The organism is uncultured Tateyamaria sp. (assembly GCF_947503415.1).
Taxonomy (GTDB): domain Bacteria; phylum Pseudomonadota; class Alphaproteobacteria; order Rhodobacterales; family Rhodobacteraceae; genus Tateyamaria.
On record NZ_CANNDS010000001.1, the window covers coordinates 1,831,017 to 1,850,229 of the forward strand.

21 protein-coding genes are annotated in these 19,213 nt (G+C 58.6%); 12 read left to right on the plus strand and 9 right to left on the minus strand.

Going from position 1 to position 19,213, the window contains the following annotated elements; genetic code table 11:
- Positions 1-649: 649 nt before the first annotated feature.
- The gene (locus tag Q1A32_RS08865; RefSeq protein ID WP_299651970.1) at positions 650-3,025 is read left to right on the plus strand and encodes a bifunctional diguanylate cyclase/phosphodiesterase; all 2,376 of its coding nucleotides are present in this window, start codon (positions 650-652) and stop codon (positions 3,023-3,025) included.
- A gap of 701 nt (positions 3,026-3,726) precedes the next feature.
- On the opposite strand, the gene Q1A32_RS08870 is transcribed toward Q1A32_RS08865, so the two are convergent.
- Positions 3,727-4,281: a fasciclin domain-containing protein gene (locus tag Q1A32_RS08870; protein WP_299651972.1), complete on the minus strand. Its 555-nt coding sequence runs from the start codon at positions 4,279-4,281 to the stop codon at positions 3,727-3,729.
- Positions 4,282-4,448: 167 nt separating this feature from the next.
- Here Q1A32_RS08870 and Q1A32_RS08875 point away from each other — a divergent pair, with 167 nt between their 5' ends.
- From Q1A32_RS08875 to Q1A32_RS08895, 5 genes are all read left to right on the plus strand, one after another.
- The gene (locus Q1A32_RS08875; RefSeq protein ID WP_299651974.1) at positions 4,449-5,249 is read left to right on the plus strand and encodes a cytochrome b/b6 domain-containing protein; all 801 of its coding nucleotides are present in this window, start codon (positions 4,449-4,451) and stop codon (positions 5,247-5,249) included.
- The gene (locus Q1A32_RS08880; RefSeq protein ID WP_299651976.1) at positions 5,242-6,033 is read left to right on the plus strand and encodes a molybdopterin-binding protein; all 792 of its coding nucleotides are present in this window, start codon (positions 5,242-5,244) and stop codon (positions 6,031-6,033) included. Before Q1A32_RS08875 ends, Q1A32_RS08880 begins: the two co-directional genes overlap by 8 nt.
- A 90-nt stretch (positions 6,034-6,123) precedes the next feature.
- Positions 6,124-6,597, plus strand: coding sequence for a hypothetical protein (locus Q1A32_RS08885; protein ID WP_299651977.1), 474 nt, complete (start codon positions 6,124-6,126; stop codon positions 6,595-6,597).
- A gap of 106 nt (positions 6,598-6,703) precedes the next feature.
- Entirely contained in the window at positions 6,704-7,246 is a 543-nt protein-coding gene (locus tag Q1A32_RS08890; RefSeq protein ID WP_299651978.1) for an RNA polymerase sigma factor, read from the plus strand.
- Entirely contained in the window at positions 7,243-7,758 is a 516-nt protein-coding gene (locus Q1A32_RS08895; RefSeq protein ID WP_299651980.1) for a cupin domain-containing protein, read from the plus strand. Before Q1A32_RS08890 ends, Q1A32_RS08895 begins: the two co-directional genes overlap by 4 nt.
- Here the strand turns inward: Q1A32_RS08895 and Q1A32_RS08900 are convergent.
- The gene (locus tag Q1A32_RS08900; protein ID WP_299651982.1) at positions 7,755-8,222 is read right to left on the minus strand and encodes an A24 family peptidase; all 468 of its coding nucleotides are present in this window, start codon (positions 8,220-8,222) and stop codon (positions 7,755-7,757) included. The genes Q1A32_RS08895 and Q1A32_RS08900 overlap by 4 nt on opposite strands.
- A 226-nt stretch (positions 8,223-8,448) precedes the next feature.
- On the opposite strand from Q1A32_RS08900, the gene Q1A32_RS08905 reads away from it, so the two are divergent.
- Positions 8,449-10,077: a DUF4331 domain-containing protein gene (locus Q1A32_RS08905; RefSeq protein ID WP_299651984.1), complete on the plus strand. Its 1,629-nt coding sequence runs from the start codon at positions 8,449-8,451 to the stop codon at positions 10,075-10,077.
- Positions 10,078-10,102: 25 nt separating this feature from the next.
- Entirely contained in the window at positions 10,103-10,315 is a 213-nt protein-coding gene (locus Q1A32_RS08910) for a hypothetical protein (RefSeq protein WP_299651987.1), read from the plus strand.
- 51 nt (positions 10,316-10,366) lie between these two features.
- On the opposite strand, the gene Q1A32_RS08915 is transcribed toward Q1A32_RS08910, so the two are convergent.
- The 7 genes from Q1A32_RS08915 to Q1A32_RS08945 form a co-directional block, all read right to left on the minus strand.
- Positions 10,367-11,182: a general secretion pathway protein GspK gene (locus Q1A32_RS08915; protein ID WP_299651989.1), complete on the minus strand. Its 816-nt coding sequence runs from the start codon at positions 11,180-11,182 to the stop codon at positions 10,367-10,369.
- The gene (locus Q1A32_RS08920; protein ID WP_366141214.1) at positions 11,179-11,619 is read right to left on the minus strand and encodes a prepilin-type N-terminal cleavage/methylation domain-containing protein; all 441 of its coding nucleotides are present in this window, start codon (positions 11,617-11,619) and stop codon (positions 11,179-11,181) included. Before Q1A32_RS08920 ends, Q1A32_RS08915 begins: the two co-directional genes overlap by 4 nt.
- Positions 11,616-12,635 (minus strand): penicillin-binding protein activator, encoded by a 1,020-nt coding sequence (locus Q1A32_RS08925; RefSeq protein ID WP_299651993.1) that lies wholly within the window; start codon positions 12,633-12,635, stop codon positions 11,616-11,618. Before Q1A32_RS08925 ends, Q1A32_RS08920 begins: the two co-directional genes overlap by 4 nt.
- A 78-nt stretch (positions 12,636-12,713) precedes the next feature.
- Entirely contained in the window at positions 12,714-13,919 is a 1,206-nt protein-coding gene (locus tag Q1A32_RS08930) for a type II secretion system F family protein (RefSeq protein ID WP_299651995.1), read from the minus strand.
- Positions 13,916-15,391 (minus strand): GspE/PulE family protein, encoded by a 1,476-nt coding sequence (locus Q1A32_RS08935; RefSeq protein WP_299651997.1) that lies wholly within the window; start codon positions 15,389-15,391, stop codon positions 13,916-13,918. The genes Q1A32_RS08930 and Q1A32_RS08935 overlap by 4 nt, the downstream gene beginning before the upstream one ends.
- Positions 15,388-15,831, minus strand: coding sequence for a type II secretion system protein GspM (gene gspM / locus Q1A32_RS08940; protein WP_299651999.1), 444 nt, complete (start codon positions 15,829-15,831; stop codon positions 15,388-15,390). The genes Q1A32_RS08935 and gspM overlap by 4 nt, the downstream gene beginning before the upstream one ends.
- Positions 15,831-16,955: a type II secretion system protein GspL gene (locus tag Q1A32_RS08945; protein ID WP_299652001.1), complete on the minus strand. Its 1,125-nt coding sequence runs from the start codon at positions 16,953-16,955 to the stop codon at positions 15,831-15,833. Before Q1A32_RS08945 ends, gspM begins: the two co-directional genes overlap by 1 nt.
- A 95-nt stretch (positions 16,956-17,050) precedes the next feature.
- On the opposite strand from Q1A32_RS08945, the gene gspG reads away from it, so the two are divergent.
- From gspG to Q1A32_RS08965, 4 genes are read left to right on the plus strand one after another with little or no spacing between them, the layout of a single operon-like run.
- The gene (gene gspG, locus Q1A32_RS08950) at positions 17,051-17,527 is read left to right on the plus strand and encodes a type II secretion system major pseudopilin GspG (protein WP_299652003.1); all 477 of its coding nucleotides are present in this window, start codon (positions 17,051-17,053) and stop codon (positions 17,525-17,527) included.
- On the plus strand, positions 17,524-17,994 hold the full coding sequence (locus Q1A32_RS08955) for a prepilin-type N-terminal cleavage/methylation domain-containing protein (RefSeq protein ID WP_299652005.1): 471 nt from the start codon (positions 17,524-17,526) through the stop codon (positions 17,992-17,994). Before gspG ends, Q1A32_RS08955 begins: the two co-directional genes overlap by 4 nt.
- Positions 17,991-18,365, plus strand: a complete 375-nt coding sequence (gene gspI / locus Q1A32_RS08960; RefSeq protein ID WP_299652007.1) for a type II secretion system minor pseudopilin GspI — start codon at positions 17,991-17,993, stop codon at positions 18,363-18,365. The genes Q1A32_RS08955 and gspI overlap by 4 nt, the downstream gene beginning before the upstream one ends.
- Entirely contained in the window at positions 18,362-19,210 is an 849-nt protein-coding gene (locus tag Q1A32_RS08965; RefSeq protein ID WP_299652009.1) for a hypothetical protein, read from the plus strand. Before gspI ends, Q1A32_RS08965 begins: the two co-directional genes overlap by 4 nt.
- The last annotated feature ends 3 nt before the right edge of the window (positions 19,211-19,213 follow it).

Sequence of the window (19,213 nt, forward strand, 5' to 3'; positions counted from 1 at the left end):
TGATTGATCGACTGACCATCATGGCCGAGAGCAGCATGCATGCCATGTCTTCTGAGGAAAAAATGGAGGCGTTGTACCTAGCAAAGGCAGAATACGATGGTGGTTGCCGGTCACAATTGAATGCCGCCTCCGTGGCATCGTCAAAATGACCCTAGCCGCCTAGTTTGTGACCAGCAGCTTGAAAACTACTTCCTCAATGTTGCAGTTTTGGGCGGCCTTTAGCGGCTCAAGTGGCGCGTTGCGGCCCTTAACCCTGATGGGCACAAGCGGGTTACGCTGTCGCGAACAGTTGTGTCTCCAAATTCGACTTTTTAACCTCGACCGGAGGTAATTTTCAGGACTGGAAAGCTTCAGGCAACCGCAAGACATTGACGCGCAACGCTGTTTTTTGAATTGCAAGAGGATCACTAAGCCGCTTGATACCCCATCAGCCCTGTAAAGTGATTACTCAATTGCTTTGTCGAAGGCTTCCGTGCCGTCTTTCATAACCGATCGACGGAGTTTCAGCCTGCCCAGATGTGAGCCAAAAATTTCAGTTAAAACTTAGGCAATTAGATGTCGGCTGACTGCGAGAATTCACGTTTTTTCAGCGACTGTGCAACTAGCTTGTTCCTTTAACCGACCCGCCGGAACACTGGGCCAATTTCGAATGAATTATGCTTTAACGTCTGTCACGACCTTCGTTCGCCGCGCAATTGGACTGGACGATATCTCGCTCGAGACAATGCCTGTTGATGCCGCCAATCGATTGCGGAAGCTGCAGATGCGCGGCGCGATCGAACAGATGCGGGTGTTTGTGATCGGCAATACGTTTTTCGCCCCGGTCCTCGCGTTTCAGGCGTGGGGTGCGGGCGTAAATGGCATGGTGCTTGGTTGGACTGCCGTCATGCTTGCTTTCTCTTGGTGGCTTTTTTGGGCTTGGCTTTCCAGTTACCGAACGGATGGGCATGCTTCGGACATGACGCGCTTTGTCACCGAGACGAAAATCAACGCATCCATTTGGTGCCTCGGGTTCGTGTTGTTCTTTCCGTTTGCCGATGGGGATTCGAAAACGGTCTTGACCTCAGTCATGGTGGGAAGCCTCGCCCTGGGAACGATCGGGTTCGCTCATGCCCCAATCGCCGCGTTCTGGTATCTGGCCATTCAAGCCACGACGCTCATTTCAGTCCCAACCCTGTATTCCATTGCCAAGGGAACGTCTCAGGACCTGTTGCTTGGGGTTTTGGCAGTGGTCGCGTCGGCCGCAATTTTCAACGCAACGCTGGAACGTGCCAAGGAACAGATGCGTGCGTTCAAAAACCATGAGGCGCTGGCGCACAAGACCGAAGTCGTTGATCTCTTGCTGAAAGACTACGAAGAACATGGCAATGAATGGATTTGGCGCACCGATGCAAAGGGAAAGCTGGTCAGTTGCCCGTCCCAAATTCTCGAACTTCTGAGCGTTGATGATGGCGCGGTGGAGGGCGCCGACCTCATCCACACCATTGGCAATTCCATTGAGCCGGATCACCAGTCAGAAGTCGGTAAGGTGCAGAAAGCCTTCGACGAAAAGGTTGACTTGCACAATGTCGTTCTGCCCTTGAGGTCGCGGTCAGACGGTGCCGTCAAGTGGATCGTGATGAAAGGTCGACCTCAGTATGAAGATGCTGGTTACGCTGGTTTCAGGGGTATTTTCGCAGATGCGACAGCAACCATAGAAGCAAATCGCCATGTTGAGTTCCTAGCAAAACACGACCCTCTTACCCAAGTCTACAACCGAAATTATGTGCAGGCTTTTCTCGAAGATCTGGACCCGGAAAGGGACCATGCAATTATTTTCCAGATCGACCTAGATGGTTTCAAGCAGGTCAATGACGGCTACGGTCATACCGTCGGTGACAAGTTGCTTCAGGTGATGGCGGAGCGGCTAAAGGCCGCCGTCGACGGGGCGTCAAAAGTCGCCCGCTTGGGAGGCGACGAATTTTTGGTCATTTGCAAACTGAAGGCCGATGAAATGCTGATCGCTCAGGATCAAATCGGACAACGACTGTTGGAAAGCATGTCGAAGCCCTTTGACATTGATCATCTGGAGATCGGATTGTCTGGCTCCGTCGGTATCGCAAAATTCCCTCAGGACACTGACCAAGGGTCCACTTTGCTCAGTCAGGTCGATCTCGCGCTGTATGCAGCAAAACGGGGTGGGCGAAACAGATGCGTCGCCTTCGTAAGCAACATGATGGATGGTGTGCAAAAGCGGATCATCGTGACTGAACGCCTTCGTAAAGCTGTGCAGGCCGGATCAATCGAGTCCTACTACCAGCCGCAGCACTGCGCGCAGAGCGGACGCATGATCGGTGCCGAGGCATTGGCGCGATGGTATGATCCCGAGCTTGGTTTTGTAGCGCCCGACTTGTTCATTTCTATCGCTGAGGAAACGGGCTTGATCCACGAACTTGGCGAGCAATTGCTTCGGCGGGCCTGTTTGGATGCCTTGAAGTGGGCGCCCCAGGAAGATGGTACACCGCTCATGTTGGCGGTGAACCTGTCCCCGGTTGAAGTTATGCGCAGCAATGTCGCGCAGAAGATTCAACGCATTCTCGACGAAACAAAATTCCCCGCAACGCGACTTGAAGTGGAGATCACCGAGGGTGTCTTGATCGATGATGTTCCGGCAACGAAGTTTCTTTTGGAGGAACTCTCTGATGCAGGTATCACCATCGCATTGGATGATTTCGGGACCGGCTATTCGTCGTTGAGCTACGTGCGGGCCTTGCCACTCAACCGGCTAAAAATTGATCGCTCATTCGTGTTTGGTATCGAAGAGCCCGAAGCACAATCGATCATTTCCACCATAGTCGGTTTAAGCGAACGCCTGAACCTTGAGGTTGTCGCCGAAGGTGTCGAAACGCAAAAAGGCGTCGAGATCCTGGGCAAGCTGGGATGTGACGTATTGCAGGGCTATTACTTTTCGCGACCGCTCGCTGCAAAGGACTTTGAAGAACTGACTTTTGGTCAAAAACGTTTGAGCGGCGACAAAACCGCGTAGGGCTGAAGCATCGACCGCATCGCAATAACGTATGGCTTGCCCGTTATTATGCGGACCGATTTCGGCATTCTGGCGGATTGGGTATTCCGGCAAATCCCCCACATCATACGGGTTCCATGTTTTTGTGCGTTCGCCATCGGCGTACTTGGCGTCTTCGTCTCGTGTCCGCCGCCCGTGTCTTTCGCTGCAATCGGAGCGTTTTATGCGCATAACTTCGGCATATTGGATTTTTTGGCGGAAGCGCTTTACCAGACTGGAGGACTGTCGGGCATGTTTACCTTAGGGTAGCCACTGACCCCGCTTCTTTAAGCACGCCAGTGCACCGATCCGACTGCTATTGATCCAGTCCTGTGGTCTTTGCTGTCATGCAGTGGTTGTTGCTTGGCATGCGAAAAACCTGAACTGTAACAACGCTGGATTTTTATGGAGCAGGACTCGAACGCTTCTTACTCAAAGCGCCATCTCGAAGCCCTGAGTGATCTTGTTCGCGGCGGGAATCTTCAACGGTTAGTTCCGGCGAGCCCGACATTGATCTTGGTGAAAGAAAAAATGCGCTTTGAACGCCTTGTCGTCGGGTTCATCATCCGTGCAGGTTGCTATGTGCCAAGCCAATACGCAATTTCAGACGGCGAAATTTTCGCGCGACCCACTGGTCTTGCGGGCGAGTGATCTAAGGTATCTCTCGCCCGAGAATGCTCGTGCTACTTTGGAAGCAGAACCTTATCCACAACGTGGATGACGCCGTTGGACTGGTCGACATCTGCGATAGTGATCTTGGCCGCATTGCCGTTCTCATCATAGACAAAAACGCTGTTGCCGCGCACCTGAGCCGACAAGGCGTCGCCCGATAAGGTTTCGAGGTGCACGAAACCATCGCTGCTGCGCGAAGCCTTGGCTTTGATATCCTGGGCAGTAATGTCACCAGCGACAACATGTGCCGTAAGGACCTTGGTTAGTTGCTCTTTCTGTTCGGGCTTAAGCAAAGTCTCAACCGTGCCAGCGGGCAGAACTGCGAAAGCATCGTTAACAGGCGCAAACACGGTGAAGGGTCCGTCGCTCATCAGTGCGTCAGCCAGACCTGCAGCTTTCACGGCCGCCACCAGTGTTGTGTGATCTGCTGAGTTTACCGCGTTTTCGATGATGTTCTTGTTCGTGAACATCGGAGCGCCGCCCACATCGGGATTTGCGGCGTAGGAGGCAGTGGGGCCAAGTGCGAGGCACAGGAGTGCCGCGGCAGTCTTGCGGGGGATGAACATGGAATTTCCTTTCGATTGGTTTGGGTGTCCCCGCGGGGACAGCGGGAAAGACGGAGCCAACCCCGAAAAAGTTTCGCCCAGTCTGTCCACCTCGAATTGAAGTAATGTCCTGAAACTCTCGCGTTACTGGCGGCGTACTGCCTGACACCCAAGAGGAGACCGAACCCATGGATATGCCCGATTCACCCGGCCCGCTGGTGCGCCGCCATACATGCATCACGCGGATCACCCATTGGACGTGGGCGGCCTGCCTGTTTTTTCTGCTGCTGTCCGGCCTGCAGATTTTCAACGCGCATCCGGTTTTGTATTGGGGCGATCAATCAGGGTTCGAATTCGATAACGCAGTGTTGCGCATCGGCGCCGAAGATGACCGCAGGTTTGTCGTGCTCTTTGGGATGCGTGCTAGAGGGTTCGGTGTGCTCGGGACATCCGATGGGGCGGCGCGTGCGTTCCCGCAATGGGCCACTATTCCCAGCGGTGTAGATCTTGCGACTGGCCGCGTAATCCATTTCTTTTTCGCGTGGGTGTTTGTAGCGACGCTGCTGATATGGCTTGCGGGTGCGTTGGTGGCGGGCCGGTTGCGCCGTGATCTGTTGATGCGTCGTGAGCACTGGGCTGGGCTGCGGAGTGATCTGGCAGCGCACCTGCGCTTTCGGTGTCGCCACAGCGCGCGGTACGGGCCGCTGCAGCGATTGAGCTATGGGCTGGTTCTGTTTGTCCTGTTCCCACTGATGGTTCTCACCGGGTTGGCGATGTCGCCTGGTGCAAATGCCGCACTGCCGTGGTTGCCCGAAGTGTTGGGAGGGCGGCAATCGGCTCGTACGCTACACTTTATGGTCGCCGCGGCGCTGACAGGCTTTTTCATTGTGCATGTTGCGATGGTTCTATTGGCCGGCCCCCTGAACGAAATGCGGGCTATTCTGACCGGTTGGTATCGTGCTGATGTCGGGGAGGTGGATGATGTCTGATCGTCTGCTGACACGCCGAGCGCTGTTGCGCGCCGGAATGACCGCCGCATCGGCCTCGCTGCTGGGCGGATGCAAGGTGTTGGATGGGCTGAGCGCGCCTGATAACACCATCCGCCGCTTCATGGAGCGGGCGAATGACCTGACAATGGCGATGCAGCGCGGTGTGCTGAATCGCGACGCGCTGGCCACAGAGTATTCTGCTGCAGATATCCGACAGCCGCAGCGCCCGAATGGCGTCACCAATCCGCAGGACGATGCCTATCTGGCGCTGAAGTCCACCGATTTTGCCGACTACCGACTGGAAGTTGGCGGGATGGTGCACCAGCCATTGTCGTTGTCTCTTGCCCAGATGCGCACGATGCCCGTGCGGCGGCAGATCACCCGCCATGACTGTGTCGAAGGGTGGAGTTGTATCGCTGATTGGACGGGTGTTCCTCTGGCTTACGTACTCAGCGTGGCAGGAGTGCGCAGCGAAGCCCGCTATGTGCTTTTTCACTGCTTTGACACCATCGAACGCAGCCTGTCCGGAACGGTCCGGTACTATGAAACCATCGATCTGGTGGATGCTCGCCATCCGCAAACGATTCTGGCGTGGGGCATGAACGGTGCCGCGTTGCCTGTCCCCAACGGAGCGCCGTTGAGGGTGCGTGTCGAGCGGCAATTGGGGTACAAGATGGCCAAATACATCCGCGCAATCGAATTGGTCGATGACTTTTCTGCCGTCGGTCGTGGACGTGGCGGCTATTGGGAAGACCGCGGCTATGAATGGTATGCGGGAATTTGAGGCAGCTGACGCTGGGGAAGCTGCAACCGCGCTGCCTTGGCGCCCGTAATGTCCGATACATTCACACGTTTCCCGCGAACCGATCGCAGTATGCAGAGCTTAGTCCATCGCCTACGCGCCACTTTGCGCCCATCAAGTAAGGTCGATCCGGATGTCGGGGCGGCGACTCCTCTGGTGCATCTGTTGGAAGAGGCGGAGCCTACGCCTGACCTGTTCGCGAAAATCGAAGCGCGCCTTGATGATGCGGTTGATCTACCCGCACGCACGCGCCGCTGGCTTGTCATCGGCGCCTTTCTGGCAGGGCTGGTGGCGGGCAACGTGGTCACCAACGCTTTGTCAGACCGGCAGAAGATCGTGGCCCGTCAATCAGCAAATGCCGTGTGGATTCCCCTGGGGTCCGTTACGTTGCACGGGTCTGGATTGCGCGACCTCGTGCGTGCCAAGTGCCGCGGACACACCCACTTTCTGATTACTATGCACCGCCATGCGCCAACCGATGACCGCTCCGAACATACGCTCCTGATGGGGCGGGACGAAAAGATTCTCATGGAGTGCATCTTTTGATCGGTGGGGTCCGTAGTGCTATGAAACAGCATGAGGGAAAGGACCGGATGTGGGTGTGACCAAGTTGGTGCCCAGGTCCCAGCAACATGGGGGCGTCAGGGCAAAAATGGGGACGGCAGAACAGTCCCGATTACAGGCGGAACTGTTGACGGCCTGCGCGACAGGAGATCGCGCAGCCTTCCGACGGTTCTATGATGTGAGCTCGCGCTATGTCTTTGGCGTGGTTCTTGGGATCCTCCGGGATCGTGAGATTGCCAGCGAAGTCGCGCAAGAAACCTATGTGAGAATCTGGAAACGGGCGGGGCATTTTCGAGCTGACTGCGGCAACCCGCTGTCTTGGATCGGATCCATCGCCCGAAATTGTGCCATAGACAGGCTACGATCAGAGCGCGCCCGCGGGTTTGTCCAGTTTTCGGATGAAATTCCCGACATCGGCGGTGATCCGGACCCCGCTGGCACGACCTTGGACACGATGGTTATCCGCAAGTTGCTGAATGAGTTGCGCCCGGAATATCGGCAAGCGTTGCTGCTGTGCTATTTCCAGGGCTACACCTATATCGAGTTGGCTGGCGTTATGGATGTTCCGGTCGGAACGGCCAAAAGCTGGGTGCGCCGCGGAATCGCGGCTTTGAAGGAAGCGATGATATGAAGAAGAGCGATGCGACACATTCCGCCGAGATCTTGAGTGCCGCGTTGGGGGGCCTTGATGCGACCCTGCCGGGCACGCGCCCCGATCTGAGGGATGAGACAGCCGCATTTGCCGAGCATTTGTCGCCTTTGCTGTCCCGGCTGCCTGAGGCCGCGCCGCCCGAAGGCCTGTTCGACATGATCGAGGCCGAGATTGATGGCGCGGAGTCCGCCCCGTTCCAGAGCGTACGGGCCGAGGAAGGCGTTTGGGAGCAACGGTCGGAAAAGGTCTGGAAAAAGGTGCTGGCGCAAGAGACCGAAACAGGTCGTTCCATGTACCTTTTGCGGTGCCTGCCAGGCGCGTCCATAAAGCCTCACATTCACGAACGGGCCGAGCACCTGTTTATCCTTGAAGGGGAGTTGTGGATTGAAGGCAAACTGTATTCGGCAGGCGATGCTCAAGTTGCCAAACCCGGCAGCGTGCATCCCGAAATCGCAATGCCGACCGGTTGCCTTGTTCTGGTCAGCGCCTAGGCGCTGATCCGCACCATCCAGATTATCCAGAATGCGCCTGCCAGCCACGGGCCGAAAGCGATCCTGCACTGCCGTGTGAGAAGGGCAAAGGAAAGCGCACTGATCGCTGCGACGGCCACAAGGACAGGCAGATCCATTGGCCCGAGCCACGCACCGGCGGCAGCCAGAAGCTTGGCGTCGCCCAATCCCAGCCCGTCCTGACCGGTGTGCCAAAAGAACAAAGCGCCCAAAGCGGCGAAGACACCGTAACCCACGGTCGCCCCTAACAAGGCGTCGGTGGGCACGATCAACGATGACCATATGCTGAGGATCAGTCCGGCGCCAACGAGGCCGAGACTGGCGATATCCGGGATCTGGAAGTATCTGAGATCAAACACGCACACCCAAGCCAGTACCCCGCCAAGAAGGAGCGACGACAGCCATTCCGTGCTGCTGATCTGTTCCAGACCGGTCACTATGCGCATCCTTCCTACCTACGTACTGTCCAGTACGGGCGGGCCGGCAATCTTGTTTCAAAACCTGAAACTTTTTTGTCTGCGCCTTCGTCTTGCTGGGTGCAGCACCTGAAGTCCCAGAACCGCGCGTTTCCGCGCCAGGGCTGAGTTCCGCTGTCGGACGGCTTGTCGCGCAAAAGCATGTGTTTTTGCGATCGGGGAAGCCGTGCGCAAATTCGATCTGAGAGGACATGATATGAAGACCCAAAAGGCATTGGCCCTAAGCTCCGCCCTTGTGGCTGTTCTTGCGGCTATAACTGGCCCTGTTGCGGCGTCGTCGCACCGAGAAGCGCCTGCCATCACCGAGCATCCAAAAGTAGACGGAACGGACTTTTACATGTTCCGAAGCTATGAACCCGGCCGCGAAGGATATGTCACGCTGCTGGCGAACTATCAGCCGCTGCAAGTGAATTATGGCGGGCCTAGCTACTACACGATGGACGCCGACGGGATCTATGAGATCCACATCGACAACGATGGCGATGCGATCGAGGACCTGACCTTTCAGTTCGATTTCGAGAACCAGTTGGCCAACAATGGTGCTGGCATCGGTCTGGACATTGGCGGTGTGAATGTTGCGATTCCACTAAAATACGCGGGTCCTATCCTGCCCAATGATCAGTCGCTGTTGAACGAGTCGGAGAGCTATCAATTGACGCTGATTGAAGGGGATCGCCGCAGTGGCACCCGCAGTGCCATCACTCAATCCGGGTCTGGGCAGGTCACCTTTACCAAACCACTGGATCATGTCGGTCTGAAAACACTGCCTGACTATGACGGGTATGCCAACCAGTTCATTTATGATTTCGACATGGCGGGTTGCGACATGCCTGGTCGGGTCTTTGTCGGCCAGCGCGCTGATGCCTTCGCATTGAACCTGGGCGAAGTGTTCGACCTCATCAACTTTGTTCCGATCGAAGGCGACAGTGCGCCGGGAGCGGGCGATGGTGCCGGGTTTGACGGCGGGATCACCCAGAGCCGGGTGAACGACGATGTGTTCGGCAAGGTAAACGTGTCCACGCTGGCGCTTGAGCTGCCGATTTCGTGCGTCACCGAAGGCGACGACCCTGTCATCGGGGCATGGACATCGTCCAGCTTGGCACAAGGCGAGTTGGAAAATCCGTCACCCAGCTACGAGGATACGTCCCGTGTGGGTGGCGCACTGGTGCAGCAATCGCGCCTGTCGACGCCGCTGGTCAACGAGATCGTCATTGGCATCACCGACAAGGATCGTTTCAATGGGTCTGAGCCCATCGATGATGCGAGTTTTGCCACTTATGTGACCAACCCGACATTCCCGCGTCTGGTCGAGTTGCTGTTCGGTCCCGACCTTGGTCTGGTTGACAATGTTGCGCCCAAGAACCTGCCGCGCACTGATCTGGTTGCAGCGTTCCTGACCGGGTTGCCGGGGCTGAACCAGCCGCAGAACGTCACTGCGGCCGAAATGATGCGTCTGAACACGGCCGTCCCGCCCACGCTCCGCGATGCGCAGAATTCCTTTGGTGTGGTGGCAGAGGATCTGGCTGGATTCCCCAATGGCCGTCGCCCTGGCGATGACATCATCGACGTGATCTTGCGTGTGGCTTTAGGCGCGCTGTGCCACCCGGTCCCTCTGGGTGCCGAACTGGGCGTCGATGGCGCAGAAGAGGATACAACCAGCGACCTCGTTAACCTTGGTTTCTGTACGCCTGATCAAGCCCCGGTTGGGAACGTTGCCCTGACCGACGGCGCGCCGATTTCGGCCACAGAGCTGCAGAATGCATTTCCATATCTCAACAAACCGATCCCAGGGTCTCCAAACGGTACCGTGTCGGTAGTGAACTGATGCATAGGCAAGAAAGGAGCACGACATGACACTTACACATTTACGATTGGCGTTGACTGGCGCAGGACTGGCCTTGATCGCGGCCTGCGGCGGTGGGGGCGGCGGCGGTGCTGACGCCATCGGCGCATTGGGCTCAACGTTCCAGCAGGCTTTTGCGCAACGTCCGAACGATACCCCCATTGACGTGTCGAACGCCGATCTGGTGTTGCAATTGACGCAGGATCCGTTCGAACTCTGATCCTCCAGAGCAAGGAAAACAGCCGCCGCCGGGTCCGCCCGGCGGCGTTTTTCATGGCAGTGCGATGCGGTGTACTTTGCCCGTATCCATATCGCGGGCAAGCCTGCGTGTCAGTCTGGCCCGCGCTTCGCCCACAGATGCAACTGTGGTGACGTCAAAGGTATCAGAGGTGTATCCGGAGATAGGTGGTTGCACGACACCGAGGGCTGCAAGATCGCGTGCCTCCAACCAACCCTGTGCTGCGCGGCGTGCGATCAGACCCCGCGCAGCAGATGGGTTGCGCAGCAACGCTGCCATCAAGGGGGCTGTCACCGTGTTCAGGTTGAGTGTGCCGCGCGTTTCTGTGGCGGTGACATGGGGGTTTAGACGGTCGACGTCACTTTGGGCGATGCCGTATTCAAGCAGTGCCTCAGGGCCGGTCAATGGCCCGTTTTGCAGAACAATCTGCGTGATTTGGCCAGCCAAAATCCTCGGCAGATCAAGAGTGACAAGCAGAGCTTCAAACACCCGTATTTCGGCAAGCGCAGCCGGACCCAGTGCGTTCAAATCGAATTTGCCGCGTGCGTCTTCGATCGACACTTCGAATTGTCCAAAGTCCAGCGCGATTTGATCCTGCGCTGCTTGCGCCCAAGGTTCTCCAAGATGATCGATATCAGGGCTATCCTGAAAGTCGCGCCGCAATGCGACGGCAACCGAGGTAATGCCACCCTTCGCCAAGGCGTGCGCTTGGGCCGCGCTGTTTGTGTGATCAAGGCGTTGCACCGCTGCATCCTGATCGCGCAACATGATCTGCACAAGCCCGGTGCCAACAGCGAGAACCGCGAGCACATTCAAGAGGCTAACGCCGGATTGGCGGTTCCGTGTCATTCGCTGTGCGTGGGTGGAAGAGAAACCAGCCGCCAGACGCCCGTTTCCGGCAATCGGAGAGCCAGGATGCCTGACGCATGACGCGACAGGCGCGCGGGGTGGTCCAAAAGGCTCTGTTTGATCACGCCCCCTTTGGCGATGTTGACACTGCGGAAAACGCCTTGGTCAGTGGCCTCCCAGATGATAGTCTGCCCCGAGATGCGCAGTTCGAGCGCTTCCCCCAAACGCGCAAGAGTTGCGATTTCCATGTCCAAGTTCAGCAAACGAAATGCGCGATCTTGCAAGGTCAAATGGTCAAGCCGGCCAGCCACTCCTGCCTCTGTCCGCGTCACGCTTTCCAGCAAGGCAAACCCCGCCAGACCGATCATCGCCGAGATCGTGAGTGACACCAGCATCTCGATGAGCGTGACACCCGCTGTTCGCGCCCTTACAATCATAGGACAGGGCGTACGGCACCGCCATCAATCCTCAGTACTTCCATGGTGCGTTGGCACGTTTTGTTCCGATCAAATCGTGTATCGCCCAACAGGCCTTCGTAGCTCTTACGTTGGCGCAGGTCTCCGCCGTTACTCGCCGTTTGTGCCAAGCCGACGGCGTCTAGGGCGAGGGCTGCAATCACGCCCATCTCTTCCTCGAGTTGCGCCCTGAAAAAGGAGGACAATCGGTCGAAGCGAACGGGGTCCGGGCCGGTGAAGCAGGCCTTGTCGAGCCGATCCAACTGAGGCTGAGCCAAGGCGGACCATTGCAGTGAGCCGATCGTCGTCACACCCGTTTGCACTGCGGCTTCCGCTTGGTGAAGCGCGTTTGTGTTTGTCGCTGGAACATAGACGATGTCGGGCATGGTGCCTCCACCCGATTGCCGAAGCGCATCACCCATATCTTCGGGCCGCGTTGTGGCGGGAACGGCGGGCAGCGCTGTGATACGTGCCGTGCGCGCCCGTGACTGCAGTGCTTTTGTTGCTTGTTGTCCAAGCACGCCGCCGGTTTCGAGGATCGCCAGCCTTTGCGCGCCAGTGCTTTGGGCAAACCCGAATACAGTGTCCACCGATTGCGCGGGCGTAACTCCAAACACCCAAGCCCCTGTCGCGGCAAGGGTCGTATCATTGGACAATGACAGAACTGGCACGCTGCCCGCCGCCTCGACCACGGCGGGTGTCTGATCGCGAAACAGGGGGCCGACAATGATGTTTGCCCCTTCCGCCACCGCAACGCGCGCGGCCTGTGCTGCGGCCTGCGGTGTTTCGCCTGCGTCCAGCACCTTGGTCTGGCCCGGCGCGCCGCCGAAGTCTTCGACCAACCAAACCGCCTTGGCCATTTGCTGGCCCAGTGTTGCGCGCGCGCCGGACAGCGGAAGCAGCAGGGCAACCTGCGCATCTGCCCGCGCGGGACGCCCGCGCCGCTCGGCCTTGGACACGTCGGTGCAGGCTGCGGCTATTGGGGTTGCTGCCAACATGGCCAAGCATCTGCGGCGGCTAAGGGATTGTCCGTTTGACATGGCGCGGTACTCCTGATGTGGGTGTGTGGCTGCGCATCATCCGACCAGCGAGTTCAGGTTGACGATCGGCAGAAGGATGGCGAGCACCAACAGCATCACGACGCCGCCCATGCCCAGCAGGACAAGCGGCTCGACCAGACCGACTAGCGTTTTCACTCGCGCCTGCAGATTTTGCGATTGATCCTGCGCAAAACGGCCCAGCATGGTGGGCAGGCTGCCGCCCGCTTCACCGCTTGCAATCATGGTGATCATCATCGGGGGAAAGCCGTTTTGACGAGCAAGCGCCCGCGACATCGGGACCCCATCGCGCACGTCGCGCGCGACCTCGGCCAGAGTGTCCCGGGCGGTCTGGTTGCTGACTGTCGCAGTGGCTGATGAAAGGGCATCAGCCAGCGGCACGCCACTTTGCGTCAATGTCGCGAGTGTACCTGAAAACTGTACAATAGTCATTTGGCGCGCCAAACCGCTGCGCCATAGCGCAGTGTGCCAAGCGTGCTGCACTACCGGGAGCCTCAATCCTGCCGTTACCCCAATCAGCAGAGCAAGTGCGATCCCGATCACGATGACCGCATTGTCTGTCAGAAAGTCGCTGAGCCCGATCATCAGTTTCGTGAGTGGTGGTAGATCGGCGCCGCGCGTCGCAAAGACACGGACGATATCAGGCAGCAAAAATACCAACAGGCCGACAACAACGGCAATCGACACGACGATCAGGATGGCGGGATAGATCAGCGCCAGCGCGACCGTCTGACGGTTGCGCAGCCGTCCTTCTGCATGGTCGGCGAGGTGCGCCAAAACCGCGCCCTGTTGCCCGGCCCGCTCACCCGCCTGTACCGAGGTGAGGTAGAACCGGTCAAATCCGGCTCTTGCGTCCCGCAGAGCCGTGCTGAGGTTGGCGCCGTCAAGGATCGCCTGTCGCAGAGCCCGACATGTCGCACCAAGCCTTGGGTTGGCTTGCCGGGCCAACGTGGCGAGGGCCGCCTCGACCTGCACGCCGCTGCTCAACAAGGTTGCCATCTGGCGCGTAAAAACCGCCAGATCGGTGGGCGAGAGGGGGCGGGAACCATGCCGGGTGAAAGCGCTGCCAATCTCAAATCGCCACCCGCCCGTCTGTGCCACGGACAGGGGCAACAGGCCCTTGACGCGTAGCGCGGCGCGGGCGGCTTCGATCCCTATGGCCTCGATCCGTCCGGCGCGGGCCTTGCCGTTGGAGTCCACCGCGCTGTAGCGAAATCGGATCATATGCCGGCGTCCTGCGCCATTTCAAAAACCACACGCGCGACCTCTCGCGGGGTGGTGAGGCCCTCTCGGATCTTGTCCACGCCGTCGGACAGCAGCCCCGGAAATGCGCGGTTAAGAAGCTGTGCAAGCTCCGCCTCGGATGCGCCGTCGGTGATGGCGCGCTCAAGCTCCGGAATGACCTCGACAAGGTCGTAAAGGGCGAGGCGTCCGTGAAAGCCGGTGTGATTGCATGTATCGCAGCCCAAGCCTGCCAGCGTCGTTTCACCTGCGGTCAGCGCATGGGACAAAAGCGCTGCTTCACTTTCGGTGATCGTGTGGGCCGCCGCGCAGCGCGCGCAGGTTTGACGCACCAGACGCTGTGCAATCAGACCGCGCAGCATGGGGGCAAGCAGGAACCGTTCGACCCCAAGATCAATCAAGCGCGCGATGGATCCGATGGCAGAATTGGTGTGTAGCGTCGACATCACAAGGTGCCCTGTCATCGCACTTTCCACGGCGACCCGGGCGGTTTCGCCGTCGCGGATTTCGCCTACCATGATCACGTTCGGGTCTTGGCGCAGCAACGCGCGCAGGCCGCGTGCAAAGGTCAGGTCCGTCGCGGTGTTCACCTGCATCTGAGCAATGCCGGGCAGAGCGTATTCGATCGGATCTTCGATCGTCATGATATTGCGCTCTAGGTTGTTCAGGGCGTCGAGCCCGGCGTACAGCGTTGTCGTCTTGCCGGACCCTGTTGGCCCGGTCACGAGGATCAGCCCGTCGGGGCGATTGAGCAGGCCTTCAAATGCTGCGCGCATATGGTCGCTCATGCCCAAACCCACCACGCCCGACCGCGTCTGCCCCCGGTCTAGCAGGCGCATGACCACACGCTCGCCGTGCTGCGTGGGAATGGTCGAGATCCGGGCATCAAGATGAAACTCGGCAACTCGCAGGGATACGCGGCCATCCTGCGGCAGTCTTTTTTCGGCAATGTCGAGCCGCCCCATGACCTTGACGCGGCTGACCAATTGCGGGGCAAGTGCCCGGTTCGAAGTGAGCGCTTCGCGCAGAACGCCATCTACACGGAAGCGCACGACCAGTTGCGACTCTTCAACGTCGATATGCACGTCCGAAGCGCGCGCCCGGATGGCTTCAAGCAGGATAGCATTGATCAACCGGACGACGGGCGCATCTGCGCGCTGATCCAGCAGATCGTCAACAGCGGCAGCCGTGTCAGCCAACGAAGCAAGGTCCGTTGCACCTTGGTCCGAAGCTTGTTCGGCAGCGCCAGCGGCGGCGCTTGCACTGTCGCGATAAGTGTCTTCCATGATGTCGGCTAGAAAGGTCGTGGAAACTGCGCGAAAGTTGAGAGCTTGACCGGCCACACGCTGCGCCTCGGCCAGTGCCACAAACGGTGTATGCGATGTGAAATGACAGTGGTCGCCCGTAACAACCACCTCGTTGCTGCGTGCAAAGGCGTAAGGAAGTGTCGTCATTGCGCGTCCTCCATCACTATGCGGGCGGACACGATCCCCGGTTCGGGCCGACGCCCGATTTCGGCTGAATAAACCTGTACATCCTCCGTCGTCGTCAAGGTTTCCAACCAACCGAGCAGAGCAGTAAACGGCACGGCATCCAGTGAAACAGAAAGTGCCGTGCCTTGTGGATCAAGGCGGCGAATGTCGATAGACGCGGTACGCGCCGAAGCGGTTACCCGATCACGCAGCGGCTGGGTCGTCCGCGTTGCTGGCAAAGTGAGCGTATCCGGCAGTTGGTCCAGAACGGCCCAAAGGACGTCGATTTTCCGCAATTGTGCAAAGCTGTCACTGCGGGACGACAGTGACGGCGAGATGACAAGGCTCCACAATGCCACGGTGCCGATCACAGCTGCGGTTGCGGCGCAAAGCACACTTTCGCGGGCGGACATTTTGCGCATCAAGTGGCCTCCGACAGGGCCAATTGCATTTCGGCGCCCGATGCGCCCGTGGATGCCGCCCCGCTCGCGACCGTCATGCTGCCCGTGCGTAATGCGTATTCGGCGCGTTGGAGCGCTGCGAGATCAGGCGCGCTGATCAGTATTGTCAGTGTACCAACGCTTGCATCGTACCGCAGGTCTCGAAAGGCGATGCTGTCCGTGCCGGACAACGCGTCGCCCGTGCGCGCAAGCAGCCGCAGCAACGGATCCGTCGATGTAGCGGGGCGGGCGCGTTGCATCAGGTCTGTGGTTATCACCGGGGTGGGCAAGGTCAGGTCAAGCGATATCCCTCGGTCAGACGCATGTTCGATAAGGGCGACACGGCGATCCGCTGTCGCACGGTCCAGCGCACGGGCGTCGAGGACCAACAATGCGGCATGCGCCATGCCAGCGAAAGCGCCAACGCCAACGGCGAAATTCAGGTGCCTGCGCCACTGTTTCAGAGAGTGCGATCCGCCCGGACGCATATCCAGATCGAACGTTGATGCGTCTACTTTGGGAACGACAGCATGGTGCTGACCGATGTCTATGCCCGGAGGCGGCGTACCATGCCAAAGGTCGATATGTGGTCGGTCAAATGCGCGCCATAGGTCGGCGAAACACTCGATGTCGACAACGCACCCTCCGCCATCAGCAGTTCTGATGTAAACGGCGTAAGGACTGCACCACAGGCTCCAGGCCTCAGGTGTCAGTGGCATGGGTACGGCACAGAGATCTGGTAGGACAGCCCAGTCACCCCCAGTTTGCAGTTCCGGGTCGTTGCGATCAATCGCTGCGCACAGGCGCACCGACCCGCGCAGCAGGGGACCAACCGCCACATGTGTTTCGTCGAGGCCCGTCACCAGAAAGGGTTCGGCTGCGTATGCAGCAGCCGTGCGGCGCTTGCGATCCGTTTTCAGGGGCAAGTCAAGAGCGAGCAAAAGGACGGCGGCACCCGGGATCACCTGGGGGGAAGAGCGGTCCGAGGCCGCCGCCGCGCGCATCAAGCGCGCTTTAAGTTCAGGATCAACCGACCGGACATCGTTGCCCGACGGGAGGGGAGACAACGCCGTTGAGTAAGCATCTGGGCGATCAATGTCAGCCATGCTAACTTGTTGATTTAGCATAATTAATTACCTTTACGGCGAGAATTTTCGCGCCTATGTAATCGACAATACGAGCCGCAAGAGGAAATAGTTTCATGTCGGAATTGATGTCTTATGGCCGCGATCCGCGGACCAAACGCAGCCCAGAGGCGGGTGTGACGCTTATCGAAATGATGGTTGTGCTGGTGATGATTTCTGTTGTCGCCGCACTGATTGTACCCAATGTGATTGGCCGCCCGGATGAAGCCCGCGTGTCCGTCGCTGCGACAGATATGCGGTCCATTGCCGGTGCATTGCAGCTGTATCGGTTGGACAATGGCAGCTACCCGACGACAGCGCAGGGCTTGAATGCATTGGCGATCAGGCCGGTGACACCGCCGCTGCCACGCACCTGGCCCGCCGATGGGTACCTGACGGTGCTGCCGTTGGATCCCTGGGGCACGCCCTATGTTTATCGCTCTGAGGGTGGGCGGTTCGATCTAGTCTCGCTTGGGGCTGACGCCGCCGTGGGCGGTGACGGGGTAAATGCAGACATTCCATTGCGCGACACCCGGGCACGAGCGGAGTTGTGACACAGCATCGTGCCTGTCATGCGGGCGTCAGCCTTGTTGAGATGCTGGTCGTGTTGGCGCTGTTTGCGATTGTGGCGAGTGCTGTTGCTCTGTCATTGCCCCAATCTCAGCGTTCGACATCTGATGAGGCGGCGGCCCGGGCCTTCGTGGCGCAATTGGACCGGGCCATTGATCAGGCGCTTGTCACCGGAACAGGGTTTGGCGTCCTGCACGATGGCGAAGCGATCCGGTTTGTTCAGCGCGGGTCTGATGCCGAGTGGGTGGCGCATTCGGACAAACATCTCGCGCGGGCGAAACTTTCTGCGTCGACCTCTCGTATCTCAATCAATGCAAAAGAGGTTTATGCCGTGTCCGCCCGTTTGATACCCAGCAGTGCTACACCCTTTCGCGCCGAGTTCGGTCGCGGTGCAGGCCGTCAGATCGTGTTCTTTGATGGCGCGCGCGTGCGCCTGCAAGACCAGCCATGAACATGCGTGCGCCGAAGACCGATGGCTTCAGCCTGATTGAAACGCTTGTGGCGATGACGGTGCTTGCCGTGTCGTCCTCGGTCATTCTGTCAGCGACTGAAGCGCATACGCACACGGTAACCGCCGTCACTGATCGAACCATTGCCCGCTGGGTCGCGCAAAACGCCATGGTCCAACTGGAGGCACGGCGCGAGATGTCCGGGACCGTCCAAATGGGCGGCACCGAATGGGAGGTCCGCGTGGACCAGTCAGCAACGCCTGACCCGGATTTGGAACGGGTTGATATCCTTGTCGCGACAACCGTGGCCCGGGATGTTGTATTGGCGCGTTTGACCGGGTTCATCGACACCGCAAGCGGTGCCGTCGAATGATCGGCAAGGATACGGCAATACGCGCGGGTTTTGCCTTTCTGGCTCTCGGATATATCGCTTGGGCGGCTGTGCCCGCGGCGCGTCATGTGGCAGGCGTTATCGTGCTTGAAGCGCCGATGCCCGTGAACCTGCCGGAGCAGCAGAAAGAACCGGCCACTGACCTAAGTGCCATGCTTGCGTTGGCCCCCTTTGGCCGTGTTCCGGTCGAAGATGGGTCCTTGGCGACAGACACCACTGACCGGCCCGACATTTTATTGCGTGGCATTTTTGCTGCTCGGGATGCTTTGTCGACTGCTCTTTTGGACGTGAACGGCGAACCTGGTCTTTACCGTGAGGCGATGCGCGTTACGGACCAATGGGATGTCGCCCGAATCACATCCGAATTGGTCGAACTGACAGATGGTGAAAGCACAATCACGCTGCGCTTTGACAGCGAGACCGATGTGCAACGTGCTGCTGTGGTCACTGATGCGCCATCATTGCTCGACCGGTTGCAGGGTGGGTTTGTCGTTCCCGCCAGGTACGAAAAACCGGAGCAGCCGGAAACCACGGCCGAGTATATCGACTATTGGCGTCATCGTGTCCGCAAAAACCCGCAGGCCGTTCTGGATGAGATTGGCTTGCGATCAACGGACGAGGGCTACGTGATCGCTGAAACTCATGATGTTGGTGTGCGGTTGGCGGGCCTGCGGTCCGGTGACCTGGTCCGGACAGTCAACGGCCAGGCGGTTGGTGATCCGGAAAAGGACCAACAGTTCTACGACGAAATTGCAGCCGCCGGACAGGCTCGGATCGAAGTTGAACGAGACGGCCGACTGCTTTCCTTTTCCTTTCCGCTGAGGTGACTG

Excerpts from the sequence above, each read along its gene's own strand:
- Q1A32_RS08865 (WP_299651970.1), top strand. The coding sequence starts at position 650 with ATGAATTATGCTTTAACGTCTGTCACGACCTTCGTTCGCCGCGCAATT.
- Q1A32_RS08870 (WP_299651972.1), bottom strand. The coding sequence starts at position 4,281 with ATGTTCATCCCCCGCAAGACTGCCGCGGCACTCCTGTGCCTCGCACTT.
- Q1A32_RS08875 (WP_299651974.1), top strand. The coding sequence starts at position 4,449 with ATGGATATGCCCGATTCACCCGGCCCGCTGGTGCGCCGCCATACATGC.
- Q1A32_RS08880 (WP_299651976.1), top strand. The coding sequence starts at position 5,242 with ATGTCTGATCGTCTGCTGACACGCCGAGCGCTGTTGCGCGCCGGAATG.
- Q1A32_RS08885 (WP_299651977.1), top strand. The coding sequence starts at position 6,124 with ATGCAGAGCTTAGTCCATCGCCTACGCGCCACTTTGCGCCCATCAAGT.
- Q1A32_RS08890 (WP_299651978.1), top strand. The coding sequence starts at position 6,704 with ATGGGGACGGCAGAACAGTCCCGATTACAGGCGGAACTGTTGACGGCC.
- Q1A32_RS08895 (WP_299651980.1), top strand. The coding sequence starts at position 7,243 with ATGAAGAAGAGCGATGCGACACATTCCGCCGAGATCTTGAGTGCCGCG.
- Q1A32_RS08900 (WP_299651982.1), bottom strand. The coding sequence starts at position 8,222 with ATGCGCATAGTGACCGGTCTGGAACAGATCAGCAGCACGGAATGGCTG.
- Q1A32_RS08905 (WP_299651984.1), top strand. The coding sequence starts at position 8,449 with ATGAAGACCCAAAAGGCATTGGCCCTAAGCTCCGCCCTTGTGGCTGTT.
- Q1A32_RS08910 (WP_299651987.1), top strand. The coding sequence starts at position 10,103 with ATGACACTTACACATTTACGATTGGCGTTGACTGGCGCAGGACTGGCC.
- Q1A32_RS08915 (WP_299651989.1), bottom strand. The coding sequence starts at position 11,182 with ATGACACGGAACCGCCAATCCGGCGTTAGCCTCTTGAATGTGCTCGCG.
- Q1A32_RS08920 (WP_366141214.1), bottom strand. The coding sequence starts at position 11,619 with ATGATTGTAAGGGCGCGAACAGCGGGTGTCACGCTCATCGAGATGCTG.
- Q1A32_RS08925 (WP_299651993.1), bottom strand. The coding sequence starts at position 12,635 with ATGTTGGCAGCAACCCCAATAGCCGCAGCCTGCACCGACGTGTCCAAG.
- Q1A32_RS08930 (WP_299651995.1), bottom strand. The coding sequence starts at position 13,919 with ATGATCCGATTTCGCTACAGCGCGGTGGACTCCAACGGCAAGGCCCGC.
- Q1A32_RS08935 (WP_299651997.1), bottom strand. The coding sequence starts at position 15,391 with ATGACGACACTTCCTTACGCCTTTGCACGCAGCAACGAGGTGGTTGTT.
- gspM (WP_299651999.1), bottom strand. The coding sequence starts at position 15,831 with ATGCGCAAAATGTCCGCCCGCGAAAGTGTGCTTTGCGCCGCAACCGCA.
- Q1A32_RS08945 (WP_299652001.1), bottom strand. The coding sequence starts at position 16,955 with ATGGCTGACATTGATCGCCCAGATGCTTACTCAACGGCGTTGTCTCCC.
- gspG (WP_299652003.1), top strand. The coding sequence starts at position 17,051 with ATGTCGGAATTGATGTCTTATGGCCGCGATCCGCGGACCAAACGCAGC.
- gspI (WP_299652007.1), top strand. The coding sequence starts at position 17,991 with ATGAACATGCGTGCGCCGAAGACCGATGGCTTCAGCCTGATTGAAACG.
- Q1A32_RS08965 (WP_299652009.1), top strand. The coding sequence starts at position 18,362 with ATGATCGGCAAGGATACGGCAATACGCGCGGGTTTTGCCTTTCTGGCT.